At 69.8% G+C, this 26078-nt stretch carries 20 protein-coding genes; 15 read left to right on the plus strand and 5 right to left on the minus strand.

The genetic code is table 11. The annotated features are described in order from the left end of the window. Positions 1 to 50 precede the first annotated feature (50 nt). From QF027_RS17890 to QF027_RS17900, 3 genes are all read left to right on the plus strand, one after another. Positions 51 to 1025: a helix-turn-helix domain-containing protein gene (locus QF027_RS17890; protein WP_373432416.1), complete on the plus strand. Its 975-nt coding sequence runs from the start codon at positions 51 to 53 to the stop codon at positions 1023 to 1025. 361 nt (positions 1026 to 1386) lie between these two features. Then, entirely contained in the window at positions 1387 to 1587 is a 201-nt protein-coding gene (locus tag QF027_RS17895; RefSeq protein ID WP_057609619.1) for a helix-turn-helix transcriptional regulator, read from the plus strand. Between the two features lie 154 nt (positions 1588 to 1741). Continuing rightward, positions 1742 to 2308 carry a GNAT family N-acetyltransferase gene (locus QF027_RS17900; RefSeq protein ID WP_306981048.1) on the plus strand — a complete coding sequence of 189 codons (567 nt, stop codon included), beginning with the start codon at positions 1742 to 1744 and terminating at the stop codon, positions 2306 to 2308. On the opposite strand, the gene QF027_RS17905 is transcribed toward QF027_RS17900, so the two are convergent. Beyond that, entirely contained in the window at positions 2289 to 3332 is a 1044-nt protein-coding gene (locus QF027_RS17905) for a zinc-dependent alcohol dehydrogenase family protein (RefSeq protein WP_307075591.1), read from the minus strand. The genes QF027_RS17900 and QF027_RS17905 overlap by 20 nt on opposite strands. After that, positions 3283 to 5586 (minus strand): MMPL family transporter, encoded by a 2304-nt coding sequence (locus QF027_RS17910; RefSeq protein WP_307075593.1) that lies wholly within the window; start codon positions 5584 to 5586, stop codon positions 3283 to 3285. The genes QF027_RS17905 and QF027_RS17910 overlap by 50 nt, the downstream gene beginning before the upstream one ends. A 122-nt stretch (positions 5587 to 5708) precedes the next feature. Between QF027_RS17910 and QF027_RS17915 the strand changes: the two genes are divergently transcribed. From QF027_RS17915 to QF027_RS17925, 3 genes are all read left to right on the plus strand, one after another. Further along, a complete protein-coding gene (locus QF027_RS17915) occupies positions 5709 to 6365 on the plus strand; it encodes a TetR/AcrR family transcriptional regulator (protein ID WP_307075595.1) in 657 nt (218 codons plus the stop codon). 129 nt (positions 6366 to 6494) lie between these two features. Further along, the gene (locus QF027_RS17920; protein WP_306981040.1) at positions 6495 to 6734 is read left to right on the plus strand and encodes a heavy-metal-associated domain-containing protein; all 240 of its coding nucleotides are present in this window, start codon (positions 6495 to 6497) and stop codon (positions 6732 to 6734) included. A gap of 70 nt (positions 6735 to 6804) precedes the next feature. Continuing rightward, complete coding sequence (locus QF027_RS17925; RefSeq protein WP_307075597.1) at positions 6805 to 9027, plus strand: heavy metal translocating P-type ATPase; 2223 nt, start codon at positions 6805 to 6807, stop codon at positions 9025 to 9027. Positions 9028 to 9641: 614 nt separating this feature from the next. Here the strand turns inward: QF027_RS17925 and QF027_RS17930 are convergent. The 3 genes from QF027_RS17930 to QF027_RS17940 all read right to left on the minus strand — a co-directional run bounded on the left by QF027_RS17930 (position 9642) and on the right by QF027_RS17940 (position 14590). Continuing rightward, positions 9642 to 10931, minus strand: coding sequence for a citrate synthase (locus QF027_RS17930; RefSeq protein WP_057609626.1), 1290 nt, complete (start codon positions 10929 to 10931; stop codon positions 9642 to 9644). Positions 10932 to 11162: 231 nt separating this feature from the next. After that, positions 11163 to 13418, minus strand: coding sequence for an SF1B family DNA helicase RecD2 (gene recD2 / locus QF027_RS17935; protein ID WP_307075599.1), 2256 nt, complete (start codon positions 13416 to 13418; stop codon positions 11163 to 11165). A gap of 806 nt (positions 13419 to 14224) precedes the next feature. Next, positions 14225 to 14590 (minus strand): hypothetical protein, encoded by a 366-nt coding sequence (locus QF027_RS17940; RefSeq protein WP_306981030.1) that lies wholly within the window; start codon positions 14588 to 14590, stop codon positions 14225 to 14227. 195 nt (positions 14591 to 14785) lie between these two features. Here QF027_RS17940 and QF027_RS17945 point away from each other — a divergent pair, with 195 nt between their 5' ends. The 9 genes from QF027_RS17945 to QF027_RS17985 all read left to right on the plus strand — a co-directional run bounded on the left by QF027_RS17945 (position 14786) and on the right by QF027_RS17985 (position 26027). Then, on the plus strand, positions 14786 to 15826 hold the full coding sequence (locus QF027_RS17945; RefSeq protein ID WP_306981028.1) for a LacI family DNA-binding transcriptional regulator: 1041 nt from the start codon (positions 14786 to 14788) through the stop codon (positions 15824 to 15826). Next, positions 15823 to 17343, plus strand: coding sequence for a sugar ABC transporter ATP-binding protein (locus tag QF027_RS17950; protein WP_306981027.1), 1521 nt, complete (start codon positions 15823 to 15825; stop codon positions 17341 to 17343). The genes QF027_RS17945 and QF027_RS17950 overlap by 4 nt, the downstream gene beginning before the upstream one ends. After that, positions 17333 to 19282: an ABC transporter permease/substrate-binding protein gene (locus QF027_RS17955; protein ID WP_307075602.1), complete on the plus strand. Its 1950-nt coding sequence runs from the start codon at positions 17333 to 17335 to the stop codon at positions 19280 to 19282. The genes QF027_RS17950 and QF027_RS17955 overlap by 11 nt, the downstream gene beginning before the upstream one ends. A 66-nt stretch (positions 19283 to 19348) precedes the next feature. Continuing rightward, the gene (locus tag QF027_RS17960) at positions 19349 to 20251 is read left to right on the plus strand and encodes a ribokinase (protein ID WP_306981023.1); all 903 of its coding nucleotides are present in this window, start codon (positions 19349 to 19351) and stop codon (positions 20249 to 20251) included. Further along, a complete protein-coding gene (gene rbsD, locus QF027_RS17965) occupies positions 20248 to 20637 on the plus strand; it encodes a D-ribose pyranase (protein ID WP_306981021.1) in 390 nt (129 codons plus the stop codon). The genes QF027_RS17960 and rbsD overlap by 4 nt, the downstream gene beginning before the upstream one ends. 1100 nt (positions 20638 to 21737) lie before the next feature. Beyond that, the gene (locus tag QF027_RS17970) at positions 21738 to 22793 is read left to right on the plus strand and encodes a LacI family DNA-binding transcriptional regulator (protein WP_306981019.1); all 1056 of its coding nucleotides are present in this window, start codon (positions 21738 to 21740) and stop codon (positions 22791 to 22793) included. Positions 22794 to 22957: 164 nt separating this feature from the next. Continuing rightward, positions 22958 to 24202, plus strand: coding sequence for a sugar ABC transporter substrate-binding protein (locus QF027_RS17975; protein ID WP_306981018.1), 1245 nt, complete (start codon positions 22958 to 22960; stop codon positions 24200 to 24202). 20 nt (positions 24203 to 24222) lie between these two features. Continuing rightward, positions 24223 to 25206 carry a carbohydrate ABC transporter permease gene (locus QF027_RS17980; protein WP_307075604.1) on the plus strand — a complete coding sequence of 328 codons (984 nt, stop codon included), beginning with the start codon at positions 24223 to 24225 and terminating at the stop codon, positions 25204 to 25206. Further along, positions 25203 to 26027, plus strand: coding sequence for a carbohydrate ABC transporter permease (locus tag QF027_RS17985; RefSeq protein WP_307075606.1), 825 nt, complete (start codon positions 25203 to 25205; stop codon positions 26025 to 26027). The genes QF027_RS17980 and QF027_RS17985 overlap by 4 nt, the downstream gene beginning before the upstream one ends. Positions 26028 to 26078: the final 51 nt, after the last annotated feature.

Raw genomic sequence — 26078 nt, forward strand, 5'->3', positions numbered from 1 at the left:
CGCGCCCCCAGAGGGTGTTGCCGTGGCCCGTCGACTGTGAAGCTGGGGCGATGGTGTCGGTCCGTACCGGGCGTGGGTCCGGTGGGTTCTGGGAGTTCGCCCTCGGGGCGCCTCATCCTCGGCTGCGGCCCGGGGTGTTGAGCTATCGCGGGGTTCGGCTGGCGATGGACCGGCCGCGGCGGCGCCTCGAAACGCCCGTCGGGGCCGCCACGCTGCTGTTGGGATTCGAGCAGCCCGTGCGCATCACGCGCGCGGGGCGGGCTCCGGAGACACTCGTCTCTGTCTTCTGCGGGCCCACCACCACACCCGCCGTCGGTGAACACGGCGGCCGGCTGTCCGGCATCGAGGTGATGCTCACGCCCTGGGCCGCGTTCACGCTGTTCGGGACCCCGCAGTACGAGATCGCCGATCGGGTCGTCGATCCCGACGCGCTTCCGCACGCCCTGGACCGGCGGGTCGGTGAACTCGCCGCCGCGCTGGCCGTATTGCCCTCCTGGGAGGAGCGCTTCCGGTTGCTGGACGACGTGTTCGCGCGGTGGTGGGACGCCGGTACGCCCTGTTCGGCCCGGGTGGTGCGGGCCTGGTCGGAACTCGTGCGGACGTGCGGTGGCATGCCGGTGCGGCGGCTCGCCGAGGAGGTGGGCTGGAGTGTGCGGCATCTGGAGAACCGGTTCCGGGAGCAGATCGGGCTGGGGCCCAAGGCGGCGGCGAGAGTCCTGCGGTTGCAGCGGGCTCGGCGGCTGCTCGCCGCGGGGCGCGGACAGGCGGAGACCGCGGTGGCCTGTGGGTTTTACGACCAGGCGCATCTGAGCGGCGAGTTCAAGGCGATGACCGGGTGCACGCCCCGGGAGTTCACGACGGCCCGGCGGCTGCCCTTCGCCGTCGCCCCGCCCGGGGACCGGATGGACGGGGAGGCGACGAGCCTGATCCTTGCGTCCGGGACAACCGGTGCATCAGGTACGCCTGCTGCAGCCGATGCTTCCCGGCGAAGTGCGGATTTCTCCAAGACCGACGGGACCACCTGACTGCACGCTGTGCGCGTCCAGCCGGTTGATCGGGGGATGGCCGGGGGGAGCCGGTGGGTCGGGCCCGGCGCAGCGGGTCCGGCCCGCCCTGCTGCCGACAGGGGGAGTTGGCCCCTTTGTCAACGCGCCACGCCCTCGCGCCCGCGTACGTCATTGCGTCACCTCTGTCACAAACGCCCCCTCCGTGTCACACATGTCCCATGTACGCGAGCTGCGCGTCACACGAGGCATACAGGCACTGACGGAAAGTCACCGTGAGTCGTTCACCGGGCGCAGGATTTTGTGATCGCCAGCGCAGCGCCCGGTACCCCCGACGACCTTTCCCGGCCGCCGCCGCGGTGCGCGCGGGGAGGTGCACCACATGACCGACCGAAGGCTCTGGTCGTACAAGGAGATCGCAGCGCACATCCGGGTGCAGCCGGACACCGTGCGGTCGTACCGCAAGCACGGGCTGCTGCCGCCACCCGATCACGTCGAGGGCGGCAAGCCCTTCTGGTACGCGGACACCGTGCGCGCGTGGGTCGCGTCCCGGCCGGGCAACCGGGGACGGAGTAAGGACTGAGGGCCGGCTCGCCCGGTGACCCCGCCGCGGGCACCGACGGTCTCACCTCCGGTACCGACGACCCACCGGTGGCACCTGCGACGCCGCAGCCGTCCTGTGCCCGCCCGCCGAAAATCCCGGAGCAGGAGGAGCCGGCGTCTGGCACAGTCGGCCCATGAGCGACTTCTCCGTCAAGCCCGTGCTGACCGGCGACAGGACGGTGCTGCGGCCGTTCACGGAGGCGGATGCCGAGGTCATGGCGGAGATCATCGAGGACCCCGAGGTCGTCCGCTTCACCGGCACTCCCTCCGGCGAAATCACCCTGGAGCGGCTGCGGTCCTGGTACGGCACCCGCTCCGAGCAGCCCGACCGCCTCGACCTCGCCGTCACCGACCGCGCCACCGGCGAACTCGTCGGCGAGGTCGTCCTGTACGAGTGGGACAGCCACGCCCGCAGCTGCACCTTCCGCACCCTCATCGGCCCCCGGGGACGCGGCCGGGGCCTCGGCACCGAGGCCACCCGCCTGGTCGTCGGCTACGGCTTCGAGCAACTCGGCCTGCACCGGATCGAGTTGGAGGCCTACGGCTACAACGCCCGTGCCCTGCGGGTCTACGAGAAGGCCGGATTCGTGGTCGAAGGTGTGCGGCGGGAGGCCGATCTGCGGGACGGCGAGTGGGTGGACTGGGTGATCATGGGCATCCTCGACCGCGAGTGGGCCGCCCTCAGCTCCACGGCTCGATGACCGTCACCCCCGCTCCGGGTGCCGTGCCCATCGCCGCCAGGGCGTCCGGGACCGCGTCCAGGGTGATCGTGGACGTGACCAGCAGATCCGGTCGCAGGACGCCCGCCCGGACCAGTTCCAGCATCGGCGGGTAGGTGTGGGCGGCCATGCCGTGACTGCCGAGGAGTTCGAGTTCCAGGGCGATCGCGCGGGCCATGGGGACCGGGGTCGTGCCGTCCGGCGAAGGCAGCAGGCCGACCTGGATGTGCCGGCCGCGGCGGCGCAGGGAGTTCACGGAGGCCGCGCAGGTGGCGGGTGAGCCGAGGGCGTCCAGGGACACATGGACCCCGCCGCCGGTCAGGTCACGGATCGCCGCAGCGGTGTCCTTCGTGCCGGTCGCGTCCACGCACTCCACCGCGCCGAACTCCCTTGCCAGGGCCAGGGCCTGGGGAGACACGTCCACGGCCACCACCCGGGCTCCCGAAGCCGCCGCGATCATCACCGCGGACAGGCCCACACCGCCGCAGCCGTGCACCGCGACCCACTCCCCCGCGGTGACCCCGCCCTGCTGCACGACCGCCCTGAACGCCGTGGCGAAACGGCAGCCCAGGGACGCGGCCGTGGTGAAGGACATGTCCTGCGGCACGGCGACGAGGTTCACCTCCGCGTGGTCCAGCGCCACGTACTGGGCGAAGGAGCCCCAGTGGGTGAAGCCGGGCTGCGTCTGGCGCTCGCAGATCTGGTGGTCCCCGGTGGCGCAGGACGCGCAGGTGCCGCAGGCGCACACGAAGGGGACGGTCACCCGGTCGCCGGGGTGCCAGGCGCTCACGCGAGGGCCGACCGCTTCCACTACGCCGGCGAGTTCATGGCCCGGTACGTGAGGGAGGGTGATGTCCGGGTCGTGCCCTTGCCAGCCGTGCCAGTCGCTTCTGCAGAGGCCTGTGGCTTCCACTCGGACGATTACGCCGTGGTCCGACGGGTGGGGGTCGGGGACGTCAAGTACCTCCAGACGTTCGCCGTATCGTTCGAAGATCACCGCTCGCATCTGCCATCCCCTCGCCGTTTTCCTCTGCCGGTACATCGTGGCTGGTCGCGCCCCGCGGCGGTGCCGCATGTCGATCCCCCGCGCCACTGGGGCGTTCGGCTTCCCCTTCGCTCAGCCCGAACCGTGTGTGGAAGCGCCGCAAAGGAGCCGGTGCCCACCAGGTTGCCCGCCCCGTCAGCCTCATCACCGCCGGTACCAGCAGACTGCGGACGATCATCGCGTCCATCAGCACCGCCAGCGCGATGCCGAGGCCCAGCATCTTCGTGTTGGTCACCCTCGACGTGCCTATCGCCACCATCACCACGGCGAGGATGACCGCGGCCGCTGTGATCAGACCTCCCGTGCGTTGCAGGCCGTGGCGGGCCGCCTCCTCGTGGTCGCCCGTCCTGTCGTACTCCTCCTTGATGCGGGAAAGGAGGAAGACGCCGTAGTCCATGGAGAGGCCGAAGGCGACGCAGAACATCAGGACCGGGAGCGTTGTCTCGATGGAGCCCGGGCTGGTGAAGCCGAGGAGGCCGGAGAGATGTCCGTCCTGGAAGACCCAGACCACCGCGCCGAACATCGCCGTCAGGCTGAGGGCGTTGAGGAGGACCGCCTGGATCGGGATCAGGACGCTGCCCGTCAGCAAGAACACCAGCAGCAGGGTGACGATCGTGATGAAGACCGCCGCCCATGGCAGGCGGTCGACTATCGCGTGCTTGGAGTCGACCAGAACGGCCGCCGTGCCGGTGACCTTGGTGTCGAAGGGGGCCTTCGTGGAGCGCAGTTCACCGACCAGGCGCTGTGCCCCGTCGTCCACGGCCTCACCCCTGGGCTGGACCGTGAAGTACGCCGAGTCTCCCTTCACCAACGGGCCGTCGACCCGCAGGACCTCGGGGAGAGCCGCGATCCGCTCCTTGTAGGAGGCGTACTGCGCCGGGGTCGCCCTGCCCTCGGCCAGGACTTCCAGGCCGCCGCCGGGGCTGCCGGGGAAGCCGTCCCTGAGGTGCTGCTGCACGACATGGGACTCGGCGGAGGCGGGCAGTTGGCGGTCGTCCGCGGTGCCGAACTTCACCCCCAGGAAGGGCAGCCCGAGCAGGACCAGGACGGCTGTGGTGCCCAGGGCGAAGAAGGGGGCGCGGCGCATGACGAGGGTCGCCGTGCGCGCCCAGGCCGTGCCGCCGTCCTGCGTGTCGCTCTTCTTCGGTGCTCCGCGCCTGAACAGCCGGCGCAGATCCAGGGAGTTGACCCGGTGGCCCAGCAGGATCAGGGCGGCCGGGAGGAGGGTCAGGGCGGCTGCCGCGGCCAGCAGGACGACGGCCATCCCGGCGTAGGCGAAGGACCGTAGGAAGTACTGCGGGAAGAGCAGCATCGCCGCCAGGGACACCGCGACCGTGAGGGCGGAGAAGAGGACGGTGCGGCCCGCCGTGCGCAGGGTGGTCCCGACGGCCGTCAACGGGTCGGCTCCGGTGGCCAGTTCCTCGCGGAAGCGGCGGACGATGAACAGCGCGTAGTCGATGGCCAGGCCCAGTCCGAGGGCCGTGGTGAGGTTCATCGCGAAGACGGAGACGTCGGTGAACTCGGTCAGGCCGCGCAGCACGGCGTTCGTCCCGAGGATCGCCACGATGCCGATGCCGAGCGGGAGCAGGGCCGCGATCGCGCTGCCGAAGACCATCACCAGCAGCAGGAGCGTGATCGGCAGGGCGATCATCTCGGCCCGGGTGAGGTCCTCCTGGATGATCGTCTGCATCTCGTGCCGCACCGCGACGATGCCGCCGATCTCGACCTTCACCGGGCCGTGCGTCCCCCGGAGGGAAGGGGCGACGCGATCGAGCGTCTCTCCCATCTGTTTCTCGTCGCCGGTGATGCGGGCGGCGATCAGCGCCTCATGGCCGTCCTCGGCGCGCAGGGCCGGTGAGGTGGCGGACCAGTAGGAACCGACCCCCGTGATGTCCTTCTCGGCGGCCAGGCGGGCGGTGAGGCGTTCGGCCTCCGCGGCCACCGCCGGGTCGTCCACCGAGGCGTCGCCCGCGTCGACGAGCAGCAGGAGGTTGGGCTGGGAGTCCGGGAACTCCCGCTCCAACGCCTTGGTGGCGTACGTCGACTCCGCGTCCGGGTCCTCCCAGCCGCCCGCGCCCAGGCGGTCGGCGACACCGCTGCCGGCCAGTACGGCGAGGAGGGTGAGCACCAGGGCCGCGAGCAGCGACAACCTGGGGCGAGCGGTGACGAGGCGGGTCCATCGGCCGACACGAGGTGGGCTGTTGACTTCGGTCATGGTGCGGTGTCCCCTTCACCGTGAAAACCGTAGAATGCAAAACACGAGAGATCGCTCGCGTTTCCAGAATGCGAGCGACCGCTCGCGTTTGTCAACCGTGTACGGAGAGCTGGGGATAACGCGTGCCCGACAACGAGGAGAAGGAGCAGCCGCGCCGCCGCCAGGCGCGCGGCGAACGCCGGATCACCCAGCTCCTGGCCGCGGCGGCCACCGTCTTCACGACCACGGGCTACACCGCGGCCAGCACCAACGCCATCGCCCGCGAGGCCGGCGTCTCGCCCGGCACGCTCTACCAGTTCTTCCCGAACAAGGAAGCGATCGCGATCGAGCTGGGCGGCCGGCTCGTGCACGAGATGCAGACGGCGTACGGCGAGGCGCTCGCCCCGGTCGACCCGGCGACCCCGCTCGAGGAGGCGGTCGGCGCCGCCGTGGACCGGTTCATCGCCTTCAACTGCCAACACCCGGTGTTCTTCGCGCTGATGCACGGCCCCGACATCCCCGGCCGGCTCACCGAGGAGCACGACGCGCTGCACGTGACCCTCGTGGGCCGGGTCGAAGGGCTGCTCTCCTCGATCCTCCCCGAAGCGCCCGTCGCCGACATCAAGCGCACCGCGCAGATGGTGCTGGGCATCTACATGGCGGGCCTGGAGCTGGTCCTCGCCCACGAGGGCGCCGAGCGCGACGCGTACATCCGGGAGCTGAAGACCGCACTGACCCGCTATCTCGACCCGTTGGTCGGCGACCGGCTCGGCAGAACCGGCCACACGACGACTCCGTAGGCAGCCCAGCACCAGCACCCCTGTGTGGGGTACCCGCCCCTCGGGTCTCCCTTGGAGAAATACCCCCTGGGGGTATATGGTAGCCACCGTAGACCGTGCACACCTCTCATGAGTCATCAGGAGAACGACATGACCACTCAGACCGACACCGCCGGCTCCGTCACCGTCGTCTACAAGGTGAGCGGGATGAGCTGCGGGCACTGCGAGGGCGCCGTCTCCGGGGAGATCTCCGAGATCGACGGGGTCAGCTCGGTGAAGGCGGTCGCCTCCAGCGGGGAGGTGACGGTCGTCTCCTCGGTACCGCTGGACGAGGAGGCGGTACGCGCCGCTGTGGACGAGGCCGGGTTCGAGCTTGTCGGACGGGCCTGAGAACGTCGCGACAGGGGGTGCGGCGCCGCACATGGACGCAGCCCCCGCACCCCTGAGGGAGTTGCCGTACATGTCCAGCATCACCGAACCCGCGCCCCTGGCGACGACCTCCGAAGTCGAGCTGCTCATCGGCGGGATGACCTGTGCCTCGTGCGCCGCCCGGGTCGAGAAGAAGCTCAACCGGATGGACGGCGTCACCGCCACGGTCAACTACGCGACCGAGAAGGCCCGGGTCAGCTACCCCGCGGGGGTGGAAGTCGCCGACCTCGTCGCGACCGTGGTGAAGACCGGGTACACGGCCGAGGAGCCCGCCCCACCCGCGGAGGAGCCGTCTCGAGACGACCCCGAGCTCACCGCCCTCCGGCAGCGGCTCCTCGTCTCCGTCGCGCTCGCCGTCCCTGTGGTCGCGCTCTCCATGATCCCGGCCCTCCAGTTCGACAACTGGCAGTGGATCGCGCTGGCCCTCGCCTCGCCCGTCGTCGTCTGGGGTGCGTGGCCCTTCCACCGGGCCGCCTGGACGAACATCAGACACACCGCGGCCACCATGGACACCCTCGTCTCGGTCGGGACACTCGCCGCGTTCGGCTGGTCGTTGTGGGCCCTGTTCTTCGGTGACGCCGGCATGCCGGGCATGCGGGAGCGGTTCGAGCTCACCGCCGGCGGCATGGACGGCGCCTCGACGATCTATCTCGAGGTGGCCGCCGGAGTCACCGCCTTCATCCTGCTCGGCCGGTATCTGGAGGCTCGTGCCAAGCGCCGCGCGGGGGCGGCTCTCAGGGCCCTGATGGAGCTCGGGGCCAAGGACGTCTCCGTGCTGCGGGACGGGCGGGAGGTGCGGATTCCGGCGGAGCGGCTGGGCGTCGGGGACCGGTTCGTCGTACGGCCCGGCGAGAAGATCGCGACCGACGGCACCGTCGTCGAAGGTGCCTCCGCCGTGGACGCGTCCATGCTGACGGGTGAGTCGGTACCGGTGGACGTCGGCGTCGGGGACCTCGTCACCGGCGCGACCGTCAACGCCGGTGGGCGGATCGTCGTGGCCGCCACGCGGGTCGGGGCCGACACGCGGCTCGCGCGGATGGCGAAGCTGGTGGAGGACGCGCAGAACGGCAAGGCGGAGGTGCAGCGGCTGGCCGACCGGGTGTCCGCGGTGTTCGTACCGGCCGTCATCCTCATCGCGGTCGGCACCTTCGGGGGGTGGCTCGGCGCCACCGGGGACACCGTCGCCGCGTTCACGGCGGCCGTCGCCGTGCTGATCATCGCCTGCCCGTGTGCGCTGGGCCTGGCCACACCGACCGCGCTCATGGTCGGCACCGGTCGCGGCGCCCAGCTCGGCATCCTCATCAAGGGGCCCGAGGTCCTGGAGTCGACGCGGCGCGTGGACACCGTCGTCCTGGACAAGACCGGCACGGTGACCACCGGCCGGATGGCCCTCCAGGAGGTCCACGTCGTCCAGGACGCCGACGAGCAGCAGGTGCTGCGGCTCGCGGGCGCCCTGGAGCACGCCTCCGAGCACCCGGTCGCCCGGGCGATCGCCGTGGGCGCCGAGGAGCGGGTCGGACCGCTGCCCGAGGCCGAAGGGTTCGAGAACGTCCCCGGGAAGGGCGTACGCGGGCGCGTGGAGGGCCACGAGGTGGTCGTGGGGCGGCTGATCGACGTGCTGCCCGCCGAACTGGCCCGTGCGAAGGAAGAGGCCGAGCGGGACGGTCGTACGGCTGTCGTCGTCGGGTGGGACGGCGTGGCGCGCGGTGTCCTGGCCGTCGCGGACGCGGTCAAGGAGACCAGCGCGGAGGCGGTGGGGTCACTGCGGGCGCTGGGGCTCACGCCGGTGCTGCTGACCGGGGACAACCGGGTGGTGGCCGAGGCGGTGGCCCGGGCGGTCGGTATCGACGAGGTGATCGCCGAGGTGCTGCCCGAGGACAAGGTCGCTGCCGTACGGCGGCTTCAGGGCGAGGGACGTGTCGTCGCGATGGTCGGTGATGGCGTCAACGACGCGGCCGCGCTCGCCGCCGCCGATCTGGGGCTCGCCATGGGGACCGGGACCGACGCGGCGATCGAGGCGGGGGATCTGACGCTGGTGCGCGGGGATCTGCGGGTGGCCGCGGACGCGATCCGGCTCTCGCGGCGCACGCTCTCCACGATCAAGGGCAATCTGGTGTGGGCCTTCGGGTACAACGTGGCGGCGCTGCCGCTGGCCGCCGCCGGGCTGCTGAACCCGATGATCGCCGGGGCGGCGATGGCGTTCTCCTCGGTGTTCGTGGTGACCAACAGCCTGCGACTGCGTGCCTTCCGTTGAGGATTCCTTTGACCGACCCCTCTGGAGTCCGGGGCCACGCTCACATAAGCTCTTCACAAGACTCGCGCATCGTCCTTACGCTTGGGTCTCGTTCGCTATATCCGGGCTCTTGCGTATCTAACGGACATTTGCAAGAGACGCAGATCACAGTGATGTGAACGTAACCATCGAAGGGGTTCAACGGTCTAAGTTGGCGATGTCAGGCAGCGTCTTGGGGGGCGTTGACTGGCATCTGAGGATGTCTTGGGGGACTTCCTCGGAGCTGCGTTGCCGGGGCACGTACTTAGGGAAGCTTTGAGCGGCCCTCCCGACCGTGCGTTGTCCCGGCAGACCGCACACAGGAGTAGTACGAGGAGTTTTGCTCGTTCTGCTCAACAGCAGTACCAGCAGTACCGGAAAGACAGCGATTTCAGGCGCTGGTCTCTCAGACGCCCGGCCGGATCCCGTGGGGGGAATCCGCACCGGGACATGGGAAGGCGCCCTGGACGCCGGCCCGTGGGGGGACCGTCGCCAGGGCGCCTTCCGCTTTTCATCGGCTACGAGGGTGTGGGCACCGCGGACGCCGAAAGGGCGCCGCCGAAGCGACGCCCCCTCAACAACCTCACCGGCAGGTGTCAGCGCTCTTCCACCGGGACGAAGTCGCGCTCGACCACGCCCGTGTAGATCTGGCGCGGGCGGCCGATGCGGGAGCCGGGCTCCTTGATCATCTCGTGCCACTGGGCGATCCAGCCCGGAAGGCGGCCGAGGGCGAACAGGACCGTGAACATCTCGGTCGGGAAGCCCATGGCGCGGTAGATCAGGCCGGTGTAGAAGTCGACGTTCGGGTAGAGGCTGCGCGAGACGAAGTAGTCGTCCGAGAGCGCGTGCTCCTCCAGCTTGAGCGCGATGTCCAGCAGCTCGTCGGACTTGCCGAGCGCCGAGAGGACGTCGTGCGCAGCCGCCTTGATGATCTTCGCGCGCGGGTCGAAGTTCTTGTAGACCCGGTGGCCGAAGCCCATCAGACGGACGCCGTCCTCCTTGTTCTTCACCTTGCGGATGAAGGAGTCGACATCGCCGCCGCTGGCCTGGATGCCCTCGAGCATCTCCAGGACGGACTGGTTGGCACCGCCGTGCAGCGGGCCCCACAGGGCGTTGATGCCGGCGGAGATCGACGCGAACATGTTCGCCTGGGACGAGCCGACGAGGCGGACCGTGGAGGTCGAGCAGTTCTGCTCGTGATCGGCGTGCAGGATGAGCAGCTTGTCGAGGGCGGAGACCACGACCGGGTCGGGCTCGTACTCCTGCGCCGGGACCGAGAAGGTCATGCGCAGGAAGTTCTCGACGTAACCGAGATCGTTGCGCGGGTAGACGAACGGGTGACCGATCGACTTCTTGTACGCGTACGCCGCGATCGTCGGAAGCTTGGCGAGCAGGCGGATCGTCGAGAGGTTGCGCTGCTTCTCGTCGAAGGGGTTGTGGCTGTCCTGGTAGAACGTGGACAGCGCGGAGACGACCGAGGACAGCATGGCCATCGGGTGGGCGTCACGCGGGAAGCCACGGTAGAAGTTCTTGACATCCTCGTGCAGCAGGGTGTGCTGCGTGATGTCGTTCTTGAACACCGAGAGCTCGTCGACGGACGGAAGCTCACCGTTGATCAGGAGGTAGGCGACCTCCAGGAAGGTGGAGCGCTCGGCCAGCTGCTCGATCGGATAGCCGCGGTACCGGAGGATGCCGGCCTCGCCGTCGAGGTAGGTGATGGCGGATTTATAGGCGGCGGTGTTGCCGTAGCCGCTGTCCAGGGTGACCAGACCGGTCTGGGCGCGGAGCTTTCCGATGTCGAAGCCCTTGTCGCCGACGGTGCTGTCGATCACCGGGTAGGTGTACTCGCCATCGCCGTACCGCACTACTACAGAGTTGTCGCTCACGTCATCCCTCACCGACGTTGTGCCTCTTCTTCGAGGTTGCCCTGACTGTCTCTACCATCCCCCATTTGGCGCAGGAGAGTGCACTCGGGGTCGGCCGTTGGGCGTATCGGCGGCACTGAGTGCCGCCAACTTGCTCATCCTGCCCGTCCGCAACCGCTTCCGGAAGGGCTCTGTGACCCACGTGACTCATTTGATCGATCATTTTTTGCGTCGCCTCACCATGGGCGCTCGTCACAGGCCCGAGAGCCGGAAGTCGAGCGCCGTGCAGCGCCGCCCCGCCGAAACCGTGCGCACCGCCTGACCGATCGCCTTGCGCGAACCGACGAGGACGACCAGCTTCTTCGCCCGCGTGACCGCCGTGTACAGCAGGTTCCGCTGAAGCATCATCCAGGCGCTGGTGGTGACAGGGATCACCACGGCGGGATACTCGCTGCCCTGTGAACGATGGATGGTCACCGCGTACGCGTGGGCCAGTTCGTCCAGTTCGTCGAACTCGTACGGCACCTCTTCGTCCTCGTCCGTCAGTACGGTGAGGCGCTGGTCGACCGGATCGAGCGAGGTGACCACGCCCACGGTGCCGTTGAAGACACCGTTGGCGCCCTTCTCGTAGTTGTTGCGGATCTGGGTGACCTTGTCGCCGACCCGGAAGACCCTGCCGCCGAACCGCTTCTCCGCCAGGTCGGGACGGGCCGGGGTGATGGCCTGCTGGAGCAGACCGTTGAGAGTGCCGGCGCCCGCGGGGCCTCGGTGCATGGGGGCGAGCACCTGAACGTCCCGGCGCGGGTCGAGGCCGAACTTGGCCGGAATCCGACGGGCCGCCACATCCACCGTGAGTCGGCCGACCTCCTCCGTGTCGTCCTCGACGAAGAGGAAGAAGTCCTTCATGCCGTCGGTGACGGGGTGCTGCCCGGCGTTGATCCGGTGGGCGTTGGTCACCACACCGGACTGCTGGGCCTGCCGGAACACGCGCGTGAGGCGCACCGCGGGGACGGGGCCGCCGTCGGCGAGCAGATCCCGCAGGACCTCCCCCGCGCCGACGCTGGGCAGTTGGTCGACGTCCCCGACGAACAGCAGGTGCGCGCCCGGAGGCACGGCCTTCACCAGCTTGTTGGCGAGCAGCAGGTCCAGCATGGAGGCCTCGTCGACCACCACCAGGTCGGCGTCGAGCGGACGGTCCTTGTCGTAGGCCGCGTCGCCGCCGGGCTTCAGCTCCAGCAGGCGGTGGACGGTGGAGGCGTCGGCACCCGTGAGTTCGGCGAGGCGCTTGGCGGCCCGGCCGGTCGGGGCCGCGAGGACGACCTTGGCCTTCTTGGCGCGGGCCAGCTCCACGATCGAGCGGACGGTGAAGGACTTGCCGCAGCCCGGACCGCCGGTGAGGACGGCGACCTTCTTGGTCAGCGCGAGTCTGACGGCGGCCTCCTGCTCGGGCGCGAGCTCCACTCCGGTACGGGACTTCAGCCAGCCCAGCGCCTTGTCCCAGGCCACGTCGTGGAAGGCCGGCATGCGGTCGTGGTCGGTACGCAGGAGCCGCAACAGCTGGGCGGAGAGGGAGAGTTCGGCGCGGTGGAAAGGGACGAGGTAGATGGCGGTGACGGGCTCGGATCCGGGCTCCGCGCCGGGCACCTTCTCCCGTACGACACCCGGCTCGCCCGAGTCCTCGTCGGGCAGGGCGAGTTCGGCGAGACACTCGATGACCAGGCCGGTGTCGACCTGGAGGAGTTTCACCGCGTCGGCGATCAGCTGTTCCTCGGGGAGGTAGCAGTGCCCCTGGTCGGCGGACTGCGAAAGGGCGTACTGCAGGCCCGCCTTGACGCGCTCCGGGCTGTCGTGGGGGATGCCGACGGACTGGGCGATCTTGTCGGCGGTGAGGAAGCCGATGCCCCAGACGTCGGCGGCGAGCCGGTAGGGCTGGTTCTTCACGACCGAGATCGAGGCGTCGCCGTACTTCTTGTAGATGCGCACGGCGACGGAGGTGGACACCTCGACGCTCTGGAGGAAGAGCATGACCTCCTTGATCGCCTTCTGCTCCTCCCAGGCGTCGGCGATCTTCTTGGTGCGCTTGGGGCCGAGCCCGGGGACCTCGATGAGCCGCTTCGGCTCCTCTTCGATGATCTTCAGGGTGTCCATGCCGAAGTGCTGGGTGATGCGGTCGGCGAAGACGGGGCCGATGCCCTTGACGAGGCCGGAGCCCAGATAGCGGCGGATGCCCTGGACGGTGGCGGGGAGGACGGTCGTGTAGTTTTCGACTGAGAACTGTTTCCCGAATTGAGGGTGGGAGCCCCAGCGACCCTCCATCCGCAGGGACTCCCCCACCTGCGCGCCGAGCAGCGCGCCGACGACGGTGAGGAGGTCACCGCCGCCTCTGCCGGTGTCGACGCGGGCGACCGTATAGCCGTTGTCCTCGTTGGCGTACGTGATGCGTTCCAGCACGCCTTCGAGGACGGCCAGTCGTCGTTCACCCGTGGAGGCCCCCGCCTGATTGGACATGATCCGACGGTACCGCCCGGCACCGACAGCGCCCCGATCACCCGGCTCAGGCAGGCGGCTTCACGCAGGCCCCTGGGTATCACCCTGGTCTCCAGGCAGCGCCGTGCGGTTCGCCGTGGCCGCGGAGGTGCCGCCCCGCGGATCAGGTCGGCCGCGAGGCACGGGCACGTCGTGAGCGTGCCGAGCGGGAGCGTGGGGATGGTCTTCCACCGGGCCGTTCGGGCGCGCGGAGCGTGGGGCGCAAGGCGGAGGAGGCCGCGCCCTCAGCCACTCCGCGGCGGGCGACACGGACGGCAGCACATGACAGCGCCGCTGGCGAATGCACCGTTCCTGTGGACTGAGCGGGAGTGAGCCCGTTCAGCCGCGCGCCCCGAACGGTCTTGGGCGAGCTGGTCCCCGGCGTACTCGACCCCGGGGCGGCGACACGCATCCGGTGCGCGGTCCGAGCCCGGGAGGCCCCCGCGGCCGGAGGCCGCTGTTGGACGCCGCCCTGCGCGACCTGTCAGGTCGGTACGGCCAGAGGCGACGGGGAGGTCCTGAACCATCCTCTGGTGGAGCAGGGGCCCCGCACGCTGACGCCGAACCCGGTGTCCCAGGCCGCACGACCACGCTAGCCCAACCAGACCAGGGCGCCGTAAGCCCGTAAGCCCGTAAGCCCGTAAGCCCGTAAGCGGACGATCACACGATCGAGCTCATGCGGCCTTGCACGCACTCCCTGGTGGAGCAGCACCAACCCCTGCCCAGGCATCCGACCCGTCGCGGTCGGGGCCGCCAGGATCCCAACGCCCCCCGCACACCGGGACCGGCTATGTCGCCTGCAACGTTATGTGGTCGATCACCTTCCGGAGGTCCTCGGTCGGGGAGAACTCGACGAACTCGCAGTCCTCCAGGGCGACGGGGACATGGCCGGGTCCCCAGTAGTACGCCTGTCCCGCTGAGTACTCCTCCTCGCCCGTGGGCGTGAGCATCTTCAGCCGGCCCTTCAACAGGTAGCCCCAGTGCGGGCACTGGCAGGCGTCGCCGTCGAGGCCCTTGAGGGCGGGGCCCATGTCCGTGCCCTCCGGCAGCCGGAGATAACCGACGGACATGCCGCCGCCGATGGGCCCGGTGCGCACCTCCACTCCGTCGCCTGCGAGGACGACGGGTACGTCGTCGTGAGTGGCCGCTGTCATGACTCCTCCGCTCCGGCCCGCCATGGCCTTGGGGAAACGACTCCTGCTCCCTCCAGCCTGGTCCGCTCTTACGCGGCCCGCGACATCACGATCCTGTCTCGGGGTCTTGCCAAACCGTCGTGTAATCGATTCCAATCCTCTGCATACAGCGATGTAATCGATTCCACGAACGATCCACAAGGAGGTGGAGCGGCGATGGCGAGCATCAAGGATGTCGCTGCCGAGGCCGGGGTCTCCGTCGCCACGGTGTCGCGGGTCCTGAACGACCATCCGTCGGTCAGCGCGGACGCACGTACGCGTGTGCTGGCCGCCGTGGAAACGCTGGGCTACCGCCCCAACGCCGTCGCCCGCTCCCTGCGCACCGACCAGACCCACACCCTCGGCCTGGTCATCAGCGACGTCATGAACCCCTACTTCACCGAGCTGGCCCGCTCCGTCGAGGAGGAGGCCCGGGCGCTGGGGTACAGCGTGATCATCGGCAACGCCGACGAGCGGCCCGACCTCCAGGACCATCACGTACGGAACCTGCTCGACCGGCGGATCGACGGACTCCTGGTCTCCCCCACCGACGGCGGATCCCCCCTGATGCTGGACGCCGTGCGGGCGGGGACGCCGATGGTCTTCGTGGACCGGTGGATGCCGGGCGTGGCCGTGCCGGTCGTCAGGTCCGACGGGCGGGCCGCCGTACGCGATCTCGTGGCCCATCTGCACGGGCTGGGGCACCGCAGGCTCGCCATCATCGCGGGCCCGGCGGCGACCACCACCGGCCAGGAGCGGGTCGCGGCCTTCCGGGACGCCCTCCAGGCGTACGGCCTCGATCTGCCCGACGCATACATAGGGCAGGGCGACTTCCAGGCCGAGAGCGGGCGGCGGGTCACCGAGGGCTTCCTCGACCTGCCCGAGCCACCCGAGGTCGTCTTCGCGGCCGACAACCTGATGGCGCTCGGCGCGCTGGACGCCGTACGCGCGCGTGGGCTGCGCGTACCGCAGGACCTCGCCCTGGCCGCGTTCGACGACATTCCGTGGTTCGTGCACACCGATCCGCCGATCACCGCGATCGCCCAGCCCACGGGCGAGCTGGGGCGGGCAGCGGTGCGCGCGCTCGTCGACCGCATCGAGGGGCGGCCCCCCGAGTCGGTCACCCTCCCCGCCCGTCTCGTCGTTCGCCGCTCCTGCGGCGAGCCCTCCCCCCGGAACGTCGCACTGAACCCCGTAACGAACAGGAGCGAGTCGTGAGCAACGAGGACGAGTTGCTGCGCATCGAGGGCATACGGAAGTCCTTCCCCGGCGTGGTCGCGCTCGACGGCGTCGACTTCGACCTGCGCCGGGGCGAGGTGCACGTACTGCTCGGCGAGAACGGCGCCGGCAAGAGCACGCTGATCAAGATGCTGTCGGGCGCCTACCACCCCGACGAGGGCCGCGTGCTGGTGGACGGCCGGGAGGTGCACATCCGCGGGGCGCAGGACGCCGAGCGGCTGGGGATCGCCACCATCTACCAGGAGTTCAACCTCGTCCCCGATCTCACGGTCGCTGAGAACATCTTCCTGGGCCGGCAGCCGCGCCGCTTCGGGATGATCGACCGGAAGACGATGGAGGCCGACGCCGAGGTGCTGCTGAAGCGCGTCGGAGTCAACGTGTCGCCACGCGCGCGTGTGCGTGAACTCGGCATCGCACGGCTCCAGATGGTCGAGATCGCCAAGGCGCTGAGCCTGAACGCGCGCGTGCTGATCATGGACGAGCCGACGGCCGTGCTCACCTCCGAGGAGGTCGACAAGCTCTTCGCGATCGTGCGCAAGCTGCGCGAGGACGGGGTCGGGATCGTCTTCATCACCCATCACCTGGAGGAGATCGCCGCCCTGGGCGACCGGGTCACCGTGATCCGTGACGGCAAGTCCGTCGGGCAGGTACCGGCCCGCACGCCCGAGGACGAGCTCGTACGCCTGATGGTGGGGCGGTCGATCGAGCAGCAGTACCCGCGCGAGCGCGGCGACACCGGAGCGGCCCTTCTGAAGGTCGAGGGGCTCACCCGCGACGGCGTCTTCCACGACATCGGCTTCGAGGTGCACGCCGGAGAGGTCGTCGGCATCGCCGGGCTGGTCGGAGCGGGCCGTACCGAGGTGGTGCGGGCCGTGTTCGGCGCGGACCCGTACGACAAGGGGGCCGTGCAGGTCTCCGGGGCGCCCCTCAAGGGACACGACGTGGGCGCCGCCATGGCGGCCGGGATCGGTCTGATCCCCGAGGACCGCAAGGGTCAGGGTCTGGTGCTCGATCAGTCGGTCGAGGAGAACCTGGGGCTGGTGACCATGCGGGCCGCCACACGCGCGGGGCTCGTCGACCTCAAGGGGCAGCGGAAGGCCGCCGCGCGGATCGCCGAGCAGCTCGGGGTGCGGATGGCGGGCCTGCACCAGCACGTCCGGACGCTCTCCGGCGGCAACCAGCAGAAGGTCGTCATCGGCAAGTGGCTGCTCGCCGACACCAAGGTGCTGATCCTCGACGAGCCCACGCGCGGGATCGACGTCGGCGCCAAGGTCGAGATCTACCAGCTCATCAACGAACTCACCGCGGCCGGTGCCGCCGTCCTCATGATCTCCAGCGATCTGCCCGAGGTGCTCGGCATGAGCGACCGGGTGCTGGTGATGGCCCAGGGCCGGATCGCCGGCGAACTCGCCGCCGACGAGGCCACGCAGGACTCCGTGATGGCACTCGCCGTCAGCAACCCCACGACCGACAAGGAGGCCGCTCGTGGCCACTGACACGCTCAAGAGCACATCGAGCGCTGAAAGCGCCACCGGCGGCCTGCGCCGGCTGCTCCTCGACAACGGCGCGCTGAGCGCGCTGATCGTCCTCGTCATCGCCATGTCGGCGCTGTCGGGCGACTTCCTCACCACCGACAACCTGCTCAACGTCGGCGTCCAGGCGGCCGTGACCGCCATCCTCGCCTTCGGTGTGACCTTCGTGATCGTCTCGGCGGGCATCGACCTGTCGGTGGGCTCGGTGGCTGCCCTGTCGGCCACCGTCCTGGCGTGGAGCGCGACATCACACGGGGTGCCGGTCCTCATAGCGGTCCTGCTGGCCGTCGTGACCGGCATCGCGGCCGGTCTCGTCAACGGCTTCCTGATCGCGTACGGCAAACTCCCCCCGTTCATCGCGACCCTGGCGATGCTCTCGGTGGCCCGCGGTCTGTCGCTGGTGATCTCCGAGGGCTCCCCGATCGCCTTCCCCGACTCGGTGTCGCACCTCGGTGACACGCTGGGCGGCTGGCTGCCGGTGCCCGTGCTCGTCATGGTCGTCATGGGGCTCCTCGCGGCCTTCGTGCTCGGACGGACGTACATCGGCCGCTCGATGTACGCGATCGGCGGCAACGAGGAGGCGGCCCGTCTCTCCGGCCTCCGGGTGAAGAAGCAGAAGCTCGCCATCTACGCGCTGTCCGGTGTGTTCGCCGCCGTCGCGGGGGTCGTGCTCGCCGCCCGGCTGTCCTCCGCGCAGCCGCAGGCCGCCGACGGCTACGAGCTGGACGCGATCGCCGCGGTCGTCATCGGCGGCGCCTCGCTCGCGGGCGGCACCGGCAAGGCGTCCGGGACGCTGATCGGCGCGCTGATCCTCGCGGTACTGCGCAACGGCCTCAACCTGCTGAACGTGTCCGCGTTCTGGCAGCAGGTCGTCATCGGTGTCGTCATCGCGCTGGCCGTGCTGCTCGACACCCTGCGCCGCAAGGCCGGGGCGACCCCGGTGGCCGGTGCCTCGCAGGGCGGCAAGCGGCGCCAGGCGGTGACATACGGTCTCGCGGCCGTGGTCACCGTGGCGATCGTCGGCGCGACCTCCTTCCTGCACAACGGCTCGTCCTCGACGGCGAACCCGAAGGTGGGTCTGTCGCTCTCGACCCTCAACAACCCGTTCTTCGTGCAGATCCGGTCGGGTGCCCAGGCCGAGGCGGAGAAGCTCGGCGTGGACCTGACCGTCACGGACGCCCAGAACGACGCCTCCCAGCAGGCCAACCAGCTGCAGAACTTCACCAGTTCGAGCCTCGGCGCGATCATCGTCAACCCGGTGGACTCGGACGCGGCGAGCAACTCGGTGAAGGCCGCCGACAAGGCGAAGATCCCGGTCATCGCGGTGGACCGGGGCGTCAACAAGGCGTCGGTGGACGCGCTGGTCGCCTCCGACAACGTCGCCGGCGGTGAGCTCGCCGCCAAGACCATCGGCGAGAAGCTCGGCGGCAAGGGCAAGATCGTGATCCTCCAGGGCCAGGCCGGTACGTCGGCGGCGCGTGAGCGAGCGCAGGGTTTCACGCAGGGTCTGAAGGCCTACCCGGGCATCCAGGTCGTCGCGCAGCAGCCCGCCGACTTCGACCGCACCAAGGGTCTCGACGTGATGTCGAACCTGCTCCAGGCCCACCCGGACGTCCAGGGTGTCATCGCCGCCAACGACGAGATGGCGCTCGGCGCGATCAAGGCGCTGGGCTCCAAGGCCGGTACGTCGGTCTCGGTGGTCGGCTTCGACGGCACGCCGGACGGCCTGAACGCGGTGAAGGACGGCACGCTGTACGCATCTGTGGCACAACAGCCTTCCCAGCTGGGCAAGATCGCGGTGGACAACGCGCTCAAGGCCCTGGAGGGCAAGAAGGTCGAGGAGACCATCAAGGTGCCGGTGAAGGTGGTCACGAAGGAGAACGTGGCCGGTTTCACGGGCTGACGTCGGCGCACGGGCGGGCGGTCGCTTCGACTGCCCGCCCCGCGTCACTGACTAGGGGAGTCATTCATGTACGACTACGACCTTCTGGTCGTAGGGTCGGCCAACGCCGACCTGGTGATCGGCGTGGAGCGGCGGCCGGGGGCCGGCGAGACGGTGCTCGGCTCGGACCTGGCCGTGCATCCAGGGGGCAAGGGCGCCAACCAGGCGGTCGCGGCCGCCCGGTTGGGCGCCCGTACGGCGTTGCTGGCCCGCGTCGGCGACGACGGTCACGGGCGTCTGCTGCTGGACTCGCAGCGGGCGGCCGGGGTCGACACGGTGGGCGTCCTGGTGGGCGGGGCGCCGACGGGGGTCGCGCTGATCACCGTCGACCCGTCGGGGGACAACAGCATCGTGGTGTCGCCGGGCGCCAACGGACGCCTCACGCCGGGGGACGTACGGAGCGCGGCCAGCCTCTTCCACGCCTCGCGGGTGGTGTCGACCCAGCTGGAGATCCCGCTGGAGACGGTCGTGGAGGTCGTACGGAATCTGGCGCCGGGCAGCCGGTTCGTACTGAACCCGTCGCCGCCGCGGCCGCTGCCGACCGAGGTCCTCGCGGCCTGCGATCCGCTGATCGTCAACGAGCACGAGGCGAAGGTGATCCTCGGGGACGCCTGTGGGAGTGACGCGCCGGAGGACTGGGCGCGGCTGCTGCTCGCGAAGGGGCCGCGGTCGGTGGTGGTCACGCTGGGCGCACAGGGGTCGCTGGTGGCCTCCTCGGCGGGGGTGACCCGGGTGGCGTCGGTGAAGGTGGACGCCGTGGACACGACGGGTGCCGGTGACGCCTTCACGGCGGCGCTGGCGTTCCGGCTCGGGGCCGGTTCCGCACTGGCGGAGGCGGCCGCGTACGCGTCCCGGGTCGGGGCGGTCGCGGTGACCCGGAAGGGCGCGCAGGACTCCTTCCCCACGGCGGACGAGGTCGAGGCCGTATGAAGAAGGCCGGAATACTGAACCGTCATCTCTCCGGCGCACTCGCCGAGTTGGGGCACGGGGACGGGGTGCTGGTGTGTGACGCCGGGATGCCGATCCCCGACGGGCCGCGCGTGGTCGACCTGGCCTTCAGGGCCGGGGTGCCGTCGTTCGCGGAGGTCCTCGACGGGCTGCTCGCCGAGCTGGTCGTGGAGGGGGCCACCGGTGCGGCGGAGGTACGGGGCGCCAATCCGGCGGCTGCTGACCTGCTGGACGCCCGCTTCCCCGAGCTGGACCTGGTCTCCCACGAGAAGCTCAAGGAGCTGTCGGCGCGGGCGCGGCTCGTCGTCCGCACGGGCGAGGCACGGCCGTATGCGAATGTGCTGCTCAGGTGCGGGGTGTTCTTCTAGGGCAGGCCGATCGCCGCCGTTCACGGCGCGGGGAGGACCATGCGCGGGTTGTGGCGCTTCTCCGCGCGGCGCAGCGCCGGGAGGAGGGTCGTGCTCAGTTCGCGAACCTCGGCCGCGTGGTCGGTGAGCAAGCCCGTGCGCAGGCGTAGCTACGGGTTCGCAAACGGCCGCCACCGGGCGTATGCCGTCGACGTGGACACGGCCCAACTCCCTTTCCTCACCCGGGAGATAAAGAGGGGGCACGGCCCTCACGGGTCTGGTTGACGCCCCGGAGGTCTGTTCGTCGCGGTCCTTGATGCCGTTGCCCGACCATGCAGTCGCGCAGGTCCCGAAGGGCGTCGACCGTGCGGGAGGCGTCGCGCGGGGAGGCGGGTTCGGAGAACCAGCGGCCCCGGAGCTCGGCGCAGTCCGGGGATCTCGGCGCTCGCTCCGGTGACGACGGCTGCCACCGCGGCACCGACTGCCATCGTTGCCCTTCGTTGTCGCACTGAGGTCTCCGTGCATCCCGTGGCGTCCCGGCCGCTGGATCCGATCGGATGCGACCCGTCGCGTACGTACGGGGCCGATCCGTGGTGTGCCGGATCAGCGATGCAGCCGCCGCCACGTACGAGCGCGACGGTCACTCGGTGGCAGCCTGCCGCCCGAAGGGGGAGCTCCGGGCGGCAGATGCACACGGCGTAGGGGGGAGGGGCCCCGCAAATCTCCGCAGAAGTGGCGCCTCAAAAACGGTCATTCGCCCACGGCGATTCATCGAACCGGTTCGATCACGCTGGCAGGAGGAAACGGCCAGCAATAGCCCCCGACACGGATCTCCTCGGCCGCGCGCGGCCGACCGTCCCGGGCAGGGGCACGGTGTCCACCGTCGACAGATTCGGGCATCCAGCCCGCCAATATTTGGGTTACACCCAGGCAAATCAGACAATGAATCTCGGCACACCAACGTTTCCGGGCCATTACGAGAATTTCGACACGAGGCGTTGACACCCGCCCGAGTTGCTCCTACCTTCACTTCACGCGAACCGGTTCGACGATCGACATCTGGCTGATTTCGCACCCCGGAATCCTCGAACCGGTTCGACCCATGTCGGCAAGGAGCCCCCGTGAACATCGGTGAGATCGCCAAGCGGGCCGGTGTCTCGCGGAGCACCGTGTCGTACGCCCTGAGCGGGAAGCGCCCCGTGTCCGAGGAGACCCGCGACAAGATCCAGCGGGTCATCGACGAGCTGGGCTACCAGCCCAACGCGAGTGCGCGGGCCCTGGCCAACGGCCGGACCAACACCATCGGTCTGGTCTTCCCGCCGGCCGGGAACCACTACACCGGCATGCAGTTGGACTTCATCGGCAGCGTCACCGAGGCCGCCGCGGCCCACGACTACGACGTGCTGCTTTCTCCGAGCGGTGTGGACAGCGACCGCTCGTTCCAGCGGCTGCTGGGCGAGCGGCGGGTCGACGGCGCGATCCTGATGGAGATCCGGCTGGAGGACGACCGGCTCGACCACCTCACCGCGGTGGATTTCCCCTCGGTCGCCATCGGCCGAACCGCCCACCCGGAGGGCAGCTGGTGGGTGGGACTGGATCACACGGCGCTGGCGGCGGCCTGCGTCCATCACCTCGCGGACCTCGGCCACCGCCGAGTCGCCTTCGTCAACCGGCCCGAACAACTCCTGAGGGCCGGCTACGAGTCGGCCCACCGAGGTCTGGACGGCTTCACCAAGGCCGCGGCAGAACGCGGGCTCACCGTCCGGACGTACTGCTGCGGGGACGACGCCGCCTCGGGCCTCGCCTGTCTGGAGCGGATCCTGCATGACGACCCGGCCACCACGGCCCTGGTCACCCTGAACGAGGCCGCGCTCGGCGGTCTCTACCGCGGCCTGGCCCAGGCCGGTCGCCATGTGCCGCGCGACTTCTCCGTCACCGGGGTGGTGGCCGGCCGGTGGGCGGAGACGGTGACCCCGCAGCTCACCGCCGCGGACGTGCCGGCGGAACAGATGGGCCGCCTCGCCGTCGACCTGTTGGTCAAGCGGCTCGACGACCCCGACTCACCGGCCCGGCACCACCTGCTCGCACCGCCGATCTCCTTGCGAGCGAGCACCGCACCTGCCGGCACCACGCCGGCCGACCCCGCTCCTGGCTTCGGCACCCCCATGCGCCCCTGACCGTCGCCCGCGCCCACCACTTCACCATCCGCACCCCATACCGGCCGGCTGAGCAACTCGCCGCCCGGGTTCGGCGAGCCCAGCGGGCCCGCATTCACCCCTCCCAGGGCACACCTGTGCCGATCCCAGGGCACGCCTGTGCCAAAACCCATGAGGAAGACACCATGAACCGATCTGCCAGACGGCGTCTCACCGCCGCAGTCCTGACCGTCGTCGCCGTCACCACCGGCGCCACCGCGTGTTCCTCCGGCGCGAGCGGGACCTCCACGAAGGCCGCGGACAGCGGCACGTACACCGTCTGGGACCCGTACCCGCAGTTCGCCAAGGGTTCGGCCTGGACGAACCTGCTGGACAAGTGCGGCACCGAGGCGGGCGTGAAGATCAAGCGGACCGGCTTCGACACCAGCGACCTGACGAACAAGGCGCTGCTGGCGGCGCAGCAGGGCAACTCCGCGGACGTCCTCATCGTCGACAACCCGGTCGTCTCGACCCTGGCCGAGGGGGGCGTGCTGACCACGACCGACGACAACAAGCTGGACACCTCCAAGGTGGATCCCAACCTCCTCGCGGCTGGCCAGTCGGGCGGCAAGACGTACGGCACCCCGATCGGCGCCAATACCCTCGCCCTCTACTACAACAAGGCGGTCCTGAAGGAGGCCGGGGTGGACATCGCCTCGGTGAAGGACTGGAAGTCGCTGACCGCGGCGCTGGAGAAGGTCAAGGGTGCGGGCAAGAAGGGCATCACCTTCTCCGCGATCGGCACCGAGGAGGGCAGCTTCCAGTTCCTGCCCTGGTACTGGGGCTCGGGCGCCCAGCTGACCGCACTCGACTCCGGCCAGGCGGTCTCCGCTCTGTCGCTGTGGAAGAACTGGCTGGACAAGGGCTACGCCCCGAACTCGGTGATCAACAACACCCAGACGACCAGCTGGCAGGAGTTCGCGAGCGGCGACTACGCCTTCGCGGAGAACGGCACCTGGCAGCTCGCCAACGCCGACAAGGCCGGTTTCGAGTACGGCGTCATCCCGGTCCCCGCCGCCACGGGAGGCAGCGCCGCGGCACCGACGGGCGGTGAGTTCGTCACCCTCCCGGTGCAGGACGACACCGGCCGCTACGCCACCTCGCAGAAGCTGGTGTCCTGCCTGACCAACAGCCAGAACCTGCTCGACACCGACACGACGCTGTCCTACGTGGCCCCCACCAGCGAGGTCCAGGACAAGCAGGTGGCCGCGAACGCCGAGCTGAAGCCGTGGGTCGACGCGGTCAAGGCGGCCAAGGGACGCACCAGTGACGACCTGGGCACCAAGTACCCCAAGATCTCCGAGCAGTTGTGGAAGGCGGTCCAGTCCGCCCTGAGCGGGTCCCAGTCACCGAAGGACGCGCTCACGGCCGCCCAGTCCGCAGCCAAGTAACCAGTGCCAGAGGCTCGTTGATGAACCGCACGACACGAGCGCCGATTGCGCTGCCGGTCCGCGACGGGAACGGGGCGGCGACCGCCGTCCCGACCCCGGCCCGCACCACGACCCGCCGCCGTCCCGCCTCCCCGCAGTGGGCCGCCTGGGCCTTCCTCGCCCCGGTCACCCTCTACCTCGCCCTGTTCTACGCCTATCCGCTGTACCGCAACCTTGATCTGAGCCTGCGCAACTACACCGTGCGCTCGTTCGTGCAGGGCGATGCGCCCTTCACCGGCCTGGCGAACTACCGCACGGTCTTCGACGACCCGACCTTCGCCCCGGCCCTGCTCCACACCGTGGTGTTCACCGGCGTGTGCCTGGTCTTCCAGTACAGCATCGGCCTGGCGCTGGCCGTCTTCTTCAACCAGCACTTCCGGCTCTCCGCCACCCTGAGGGCCCTGTTCCTGGTGCCCTGGCTGCTGCCGCTGATCGTGTCGGCGTCCACCTGGTCGTGGATGCTCAACAGCGACTCCGGCATCGTCAACGCCCTCCTGCACGCCATCGGTGTCGACTCGGTGAACTGGCTGACCTCGCCGACCTGGTCGCTGACCTCGGTGATCATCGCGAACATCTGGATCGGCGTCCCCTTCAACCTGGTCGTCCTCTACAGCGGCCTGCAGTCCATCCCCACCAGCCTGTACGAGGCGGCCGCCCTCGACGGCGCGGGCCCCTGGCGGCGCTTCTGGAGCATCACCTTCCCGCTGCTGCGCCCGGTCTCCGCCATCACCCTGCTGCTGGGCCTGGTCTACACCCTCAAGGTCTTCGACATCATCTGGATCATGACCAAGGGCGGCCCGGCCGACTCCTCCACCACCTTCGCCACCTGGTCCTACCAACTCGGCTTCGGCAACCTGCTGCCCGCCTTCGGACCCGGCGCCGCCGTCGGCAACCTCCTCGTCGTCGCCGCCCTGGTCTTCGGCCTGGTCTACGTGCGGGTCCAGCGAAAGCAGGCGCTGTCATGAACCCAGGCACCAGCCGTACGTGGTGGAAGACGCCCCTCGGCGTCCTGCTCACCGCGGTCATGCTCTTCCCGGTCTACTGGATGCTCAACGTGTCCTTCACCCGCGACCAGGACATGCGCAAGTCCCCACCGGACCTGTTCCCCGCCCACGGCACGCTGGAGGGCTACCGGGCCGTCCTGGACCAGCAGTTGCCCTACCTCGGCACCAGCCTCGTCATCGGTCTGGGCACCGTCGTGCTGACCGTGGCGCTGGCCGCCCCGGCCGGCTACGCGCTGGCCAAACTGCGCCCACGCGGCGGGGGCGCACTCAGCTTCCTCCTGCTGGTAGCCCAGATGATCCCCGGCATCATCATGGCGATGGGCTTCTACGCCATCTACCTCAACCTCGGCCTGCTCCAGTCCGTGCCCGGCCTGATCGTCGCCGACTCCACCCTGGCCGTCCCCTTCGCCGTCCTCATCTTCACCGCGTTCATGTCCGGCATCCCCGGCGAACTGATCCAGGCCGCGCAGATGGACGGAGCACGGGCCCTGCGCACCTTCTGGTCCATCGTCCTGCCGATGAGCCGCAACTCGATCGTCACCGTGTCCCTGTTCGCCTTCCTGTGGTCCTGGTCCGACTTCATCTTCGCCAGCACCCTCGCCAACGGCGGCGCCCACGAGCCGATCACCCTCGGCATCTACCACTACATCGGCAACAACAACCAGCAGTGGAACGCCATCATGGCCACAGCCGTCGTCGCCTCCCTGCCCGCCACGGTCATCCTCGTCCTCGCCCAGCGCTACGTCGCCGCAGGCGTGACCGCCGGCGCCGTCAAGGACTGACGTCCGCGGCGCGGCCCTTCCCCTGAAGATCTCCGACGATCCCCGCTCAAG

Source organism: Streptomyces canus, assembly GCF_030816965.1.
Taxonomy (GTDB): domain Bacteria; phylum Actinomycetota; class Actinomycetes; order Streptomycetales; family Streptomycetaceae; genus Streptomyces; species Streptomyces canus_E.

What these genes read in the sequence shown, in the direction of transcription:
- QF027_RS17890 (WP_373432416.1), top strand. Translation starts at nt 51, where the DNA reads ATGGTGTCGGTCCGTACCGGGCGTGGGTCCGGTGGGTTCTGGGAGTTC.
- QF027_RS17945 (WP_306981028.1), top strand. Translation starts at nt 14,786, where the DNA reads ATGGCGAGCATCAAGGATGTCGCTGCCGAGGCCGGGGTCTCCGTCGCC.
- QF027_RS17960 (WP_306981023.1), top strand. Translation starts at nt 19,349, where the DNA reads ATGTACGACTACGACCTTCTGGTCGTAGGGTCGGCCAACGCCGACCTG.
- recD2 (WP_307075599.1), bottom strand. Translation starts at nt 13,418, where the DNA reads ATGTCCAATCAGGCGGGGGCCTCCACGGGTGAACGACGACTGGCCGTC.
- QF027_RS17925 (WP_307075597.1), top strand. Translation starts at nt 6,805, where the DNA reads ATGTCCAGCATCACCGAACCCGCGCCCCTGGCGACGACCTCCGAAGTC.
- QF027_RS17940 (WP_306981030.1), bottom strand. Translation starts at nt 14,590, where the DNA reads ATGACAGCGGCCACTCACGACGACGTACCCGTCGTCCTCGCAGGCGAC.
- QF027_RS17910 (WP_307075593.1), bottom strand. Translation starts at nt 5,586, where the DNA reads ATGACCGAAGTCAACAGCCCACCTCGTGTCGGCCGATGGACCCGCCTC.
- QF027_RS17895 (WP_057609619.1), top strand. Translation starts at nt 1,387, where the DNA reads ATGACCGACCGAAGGCTCTGGTCGTACAAGGAGATCGCAGCGCACATC.
- rbsD (WP_306981021.1), top strand. Translation starts at nt 20,248, where the DNA reads ATGAAGAAGGCCGGAATACTGAACCGTCATCTCTCCGGCGCACTCGCC.
- QF027_RS17920 (WP_306981040.1), top strand. Translation starts at nt 6,495, where the DNA reads ATGACCACTCAGACCGACACCGCCGGCTCCGTCACCGTCGTCTACAAG.
- QF027_RS17905 (WP_307075591.1), bottom strand. Translation starts at nt 3,332, where the DNA reads ATGCGAGCGGTGATCTTCGAACGATACGGCGAACGTCTGGAGGTACTT.
- QF027_RS17985 (WP_307075606.1), top strand. Translation starts at nt 25,203, where the DNA reads ATGAACCCAGGCACCAGCCGTACGTGGTGGAAGACGCCCCTCGGCGTC.
- QF027_RS17980 (WP_307075604.1), top strand. Translation starts at nt 24,223, where the DNA reads ATGAACCGCACGACACGAGCGCCGATTGCGCTGCCGGTCCGCGACGGG.
- QF027_RS17975 (WP_306981018.1), top strand. Translation starts at nt 22,958, where the DNA reads ATGAACCGATCTGCCAGACGGCGTCTCACCGCCGCAGTCCTGACCGTC.
- QF027_RS17900 (WP_306981048.1), top strand. Translation starts at nt 1,742, where the DNA reads ATGAGCGACTTCTCCGTCAAGCCCGTGCTGACCGGCGACAGGACGGTG.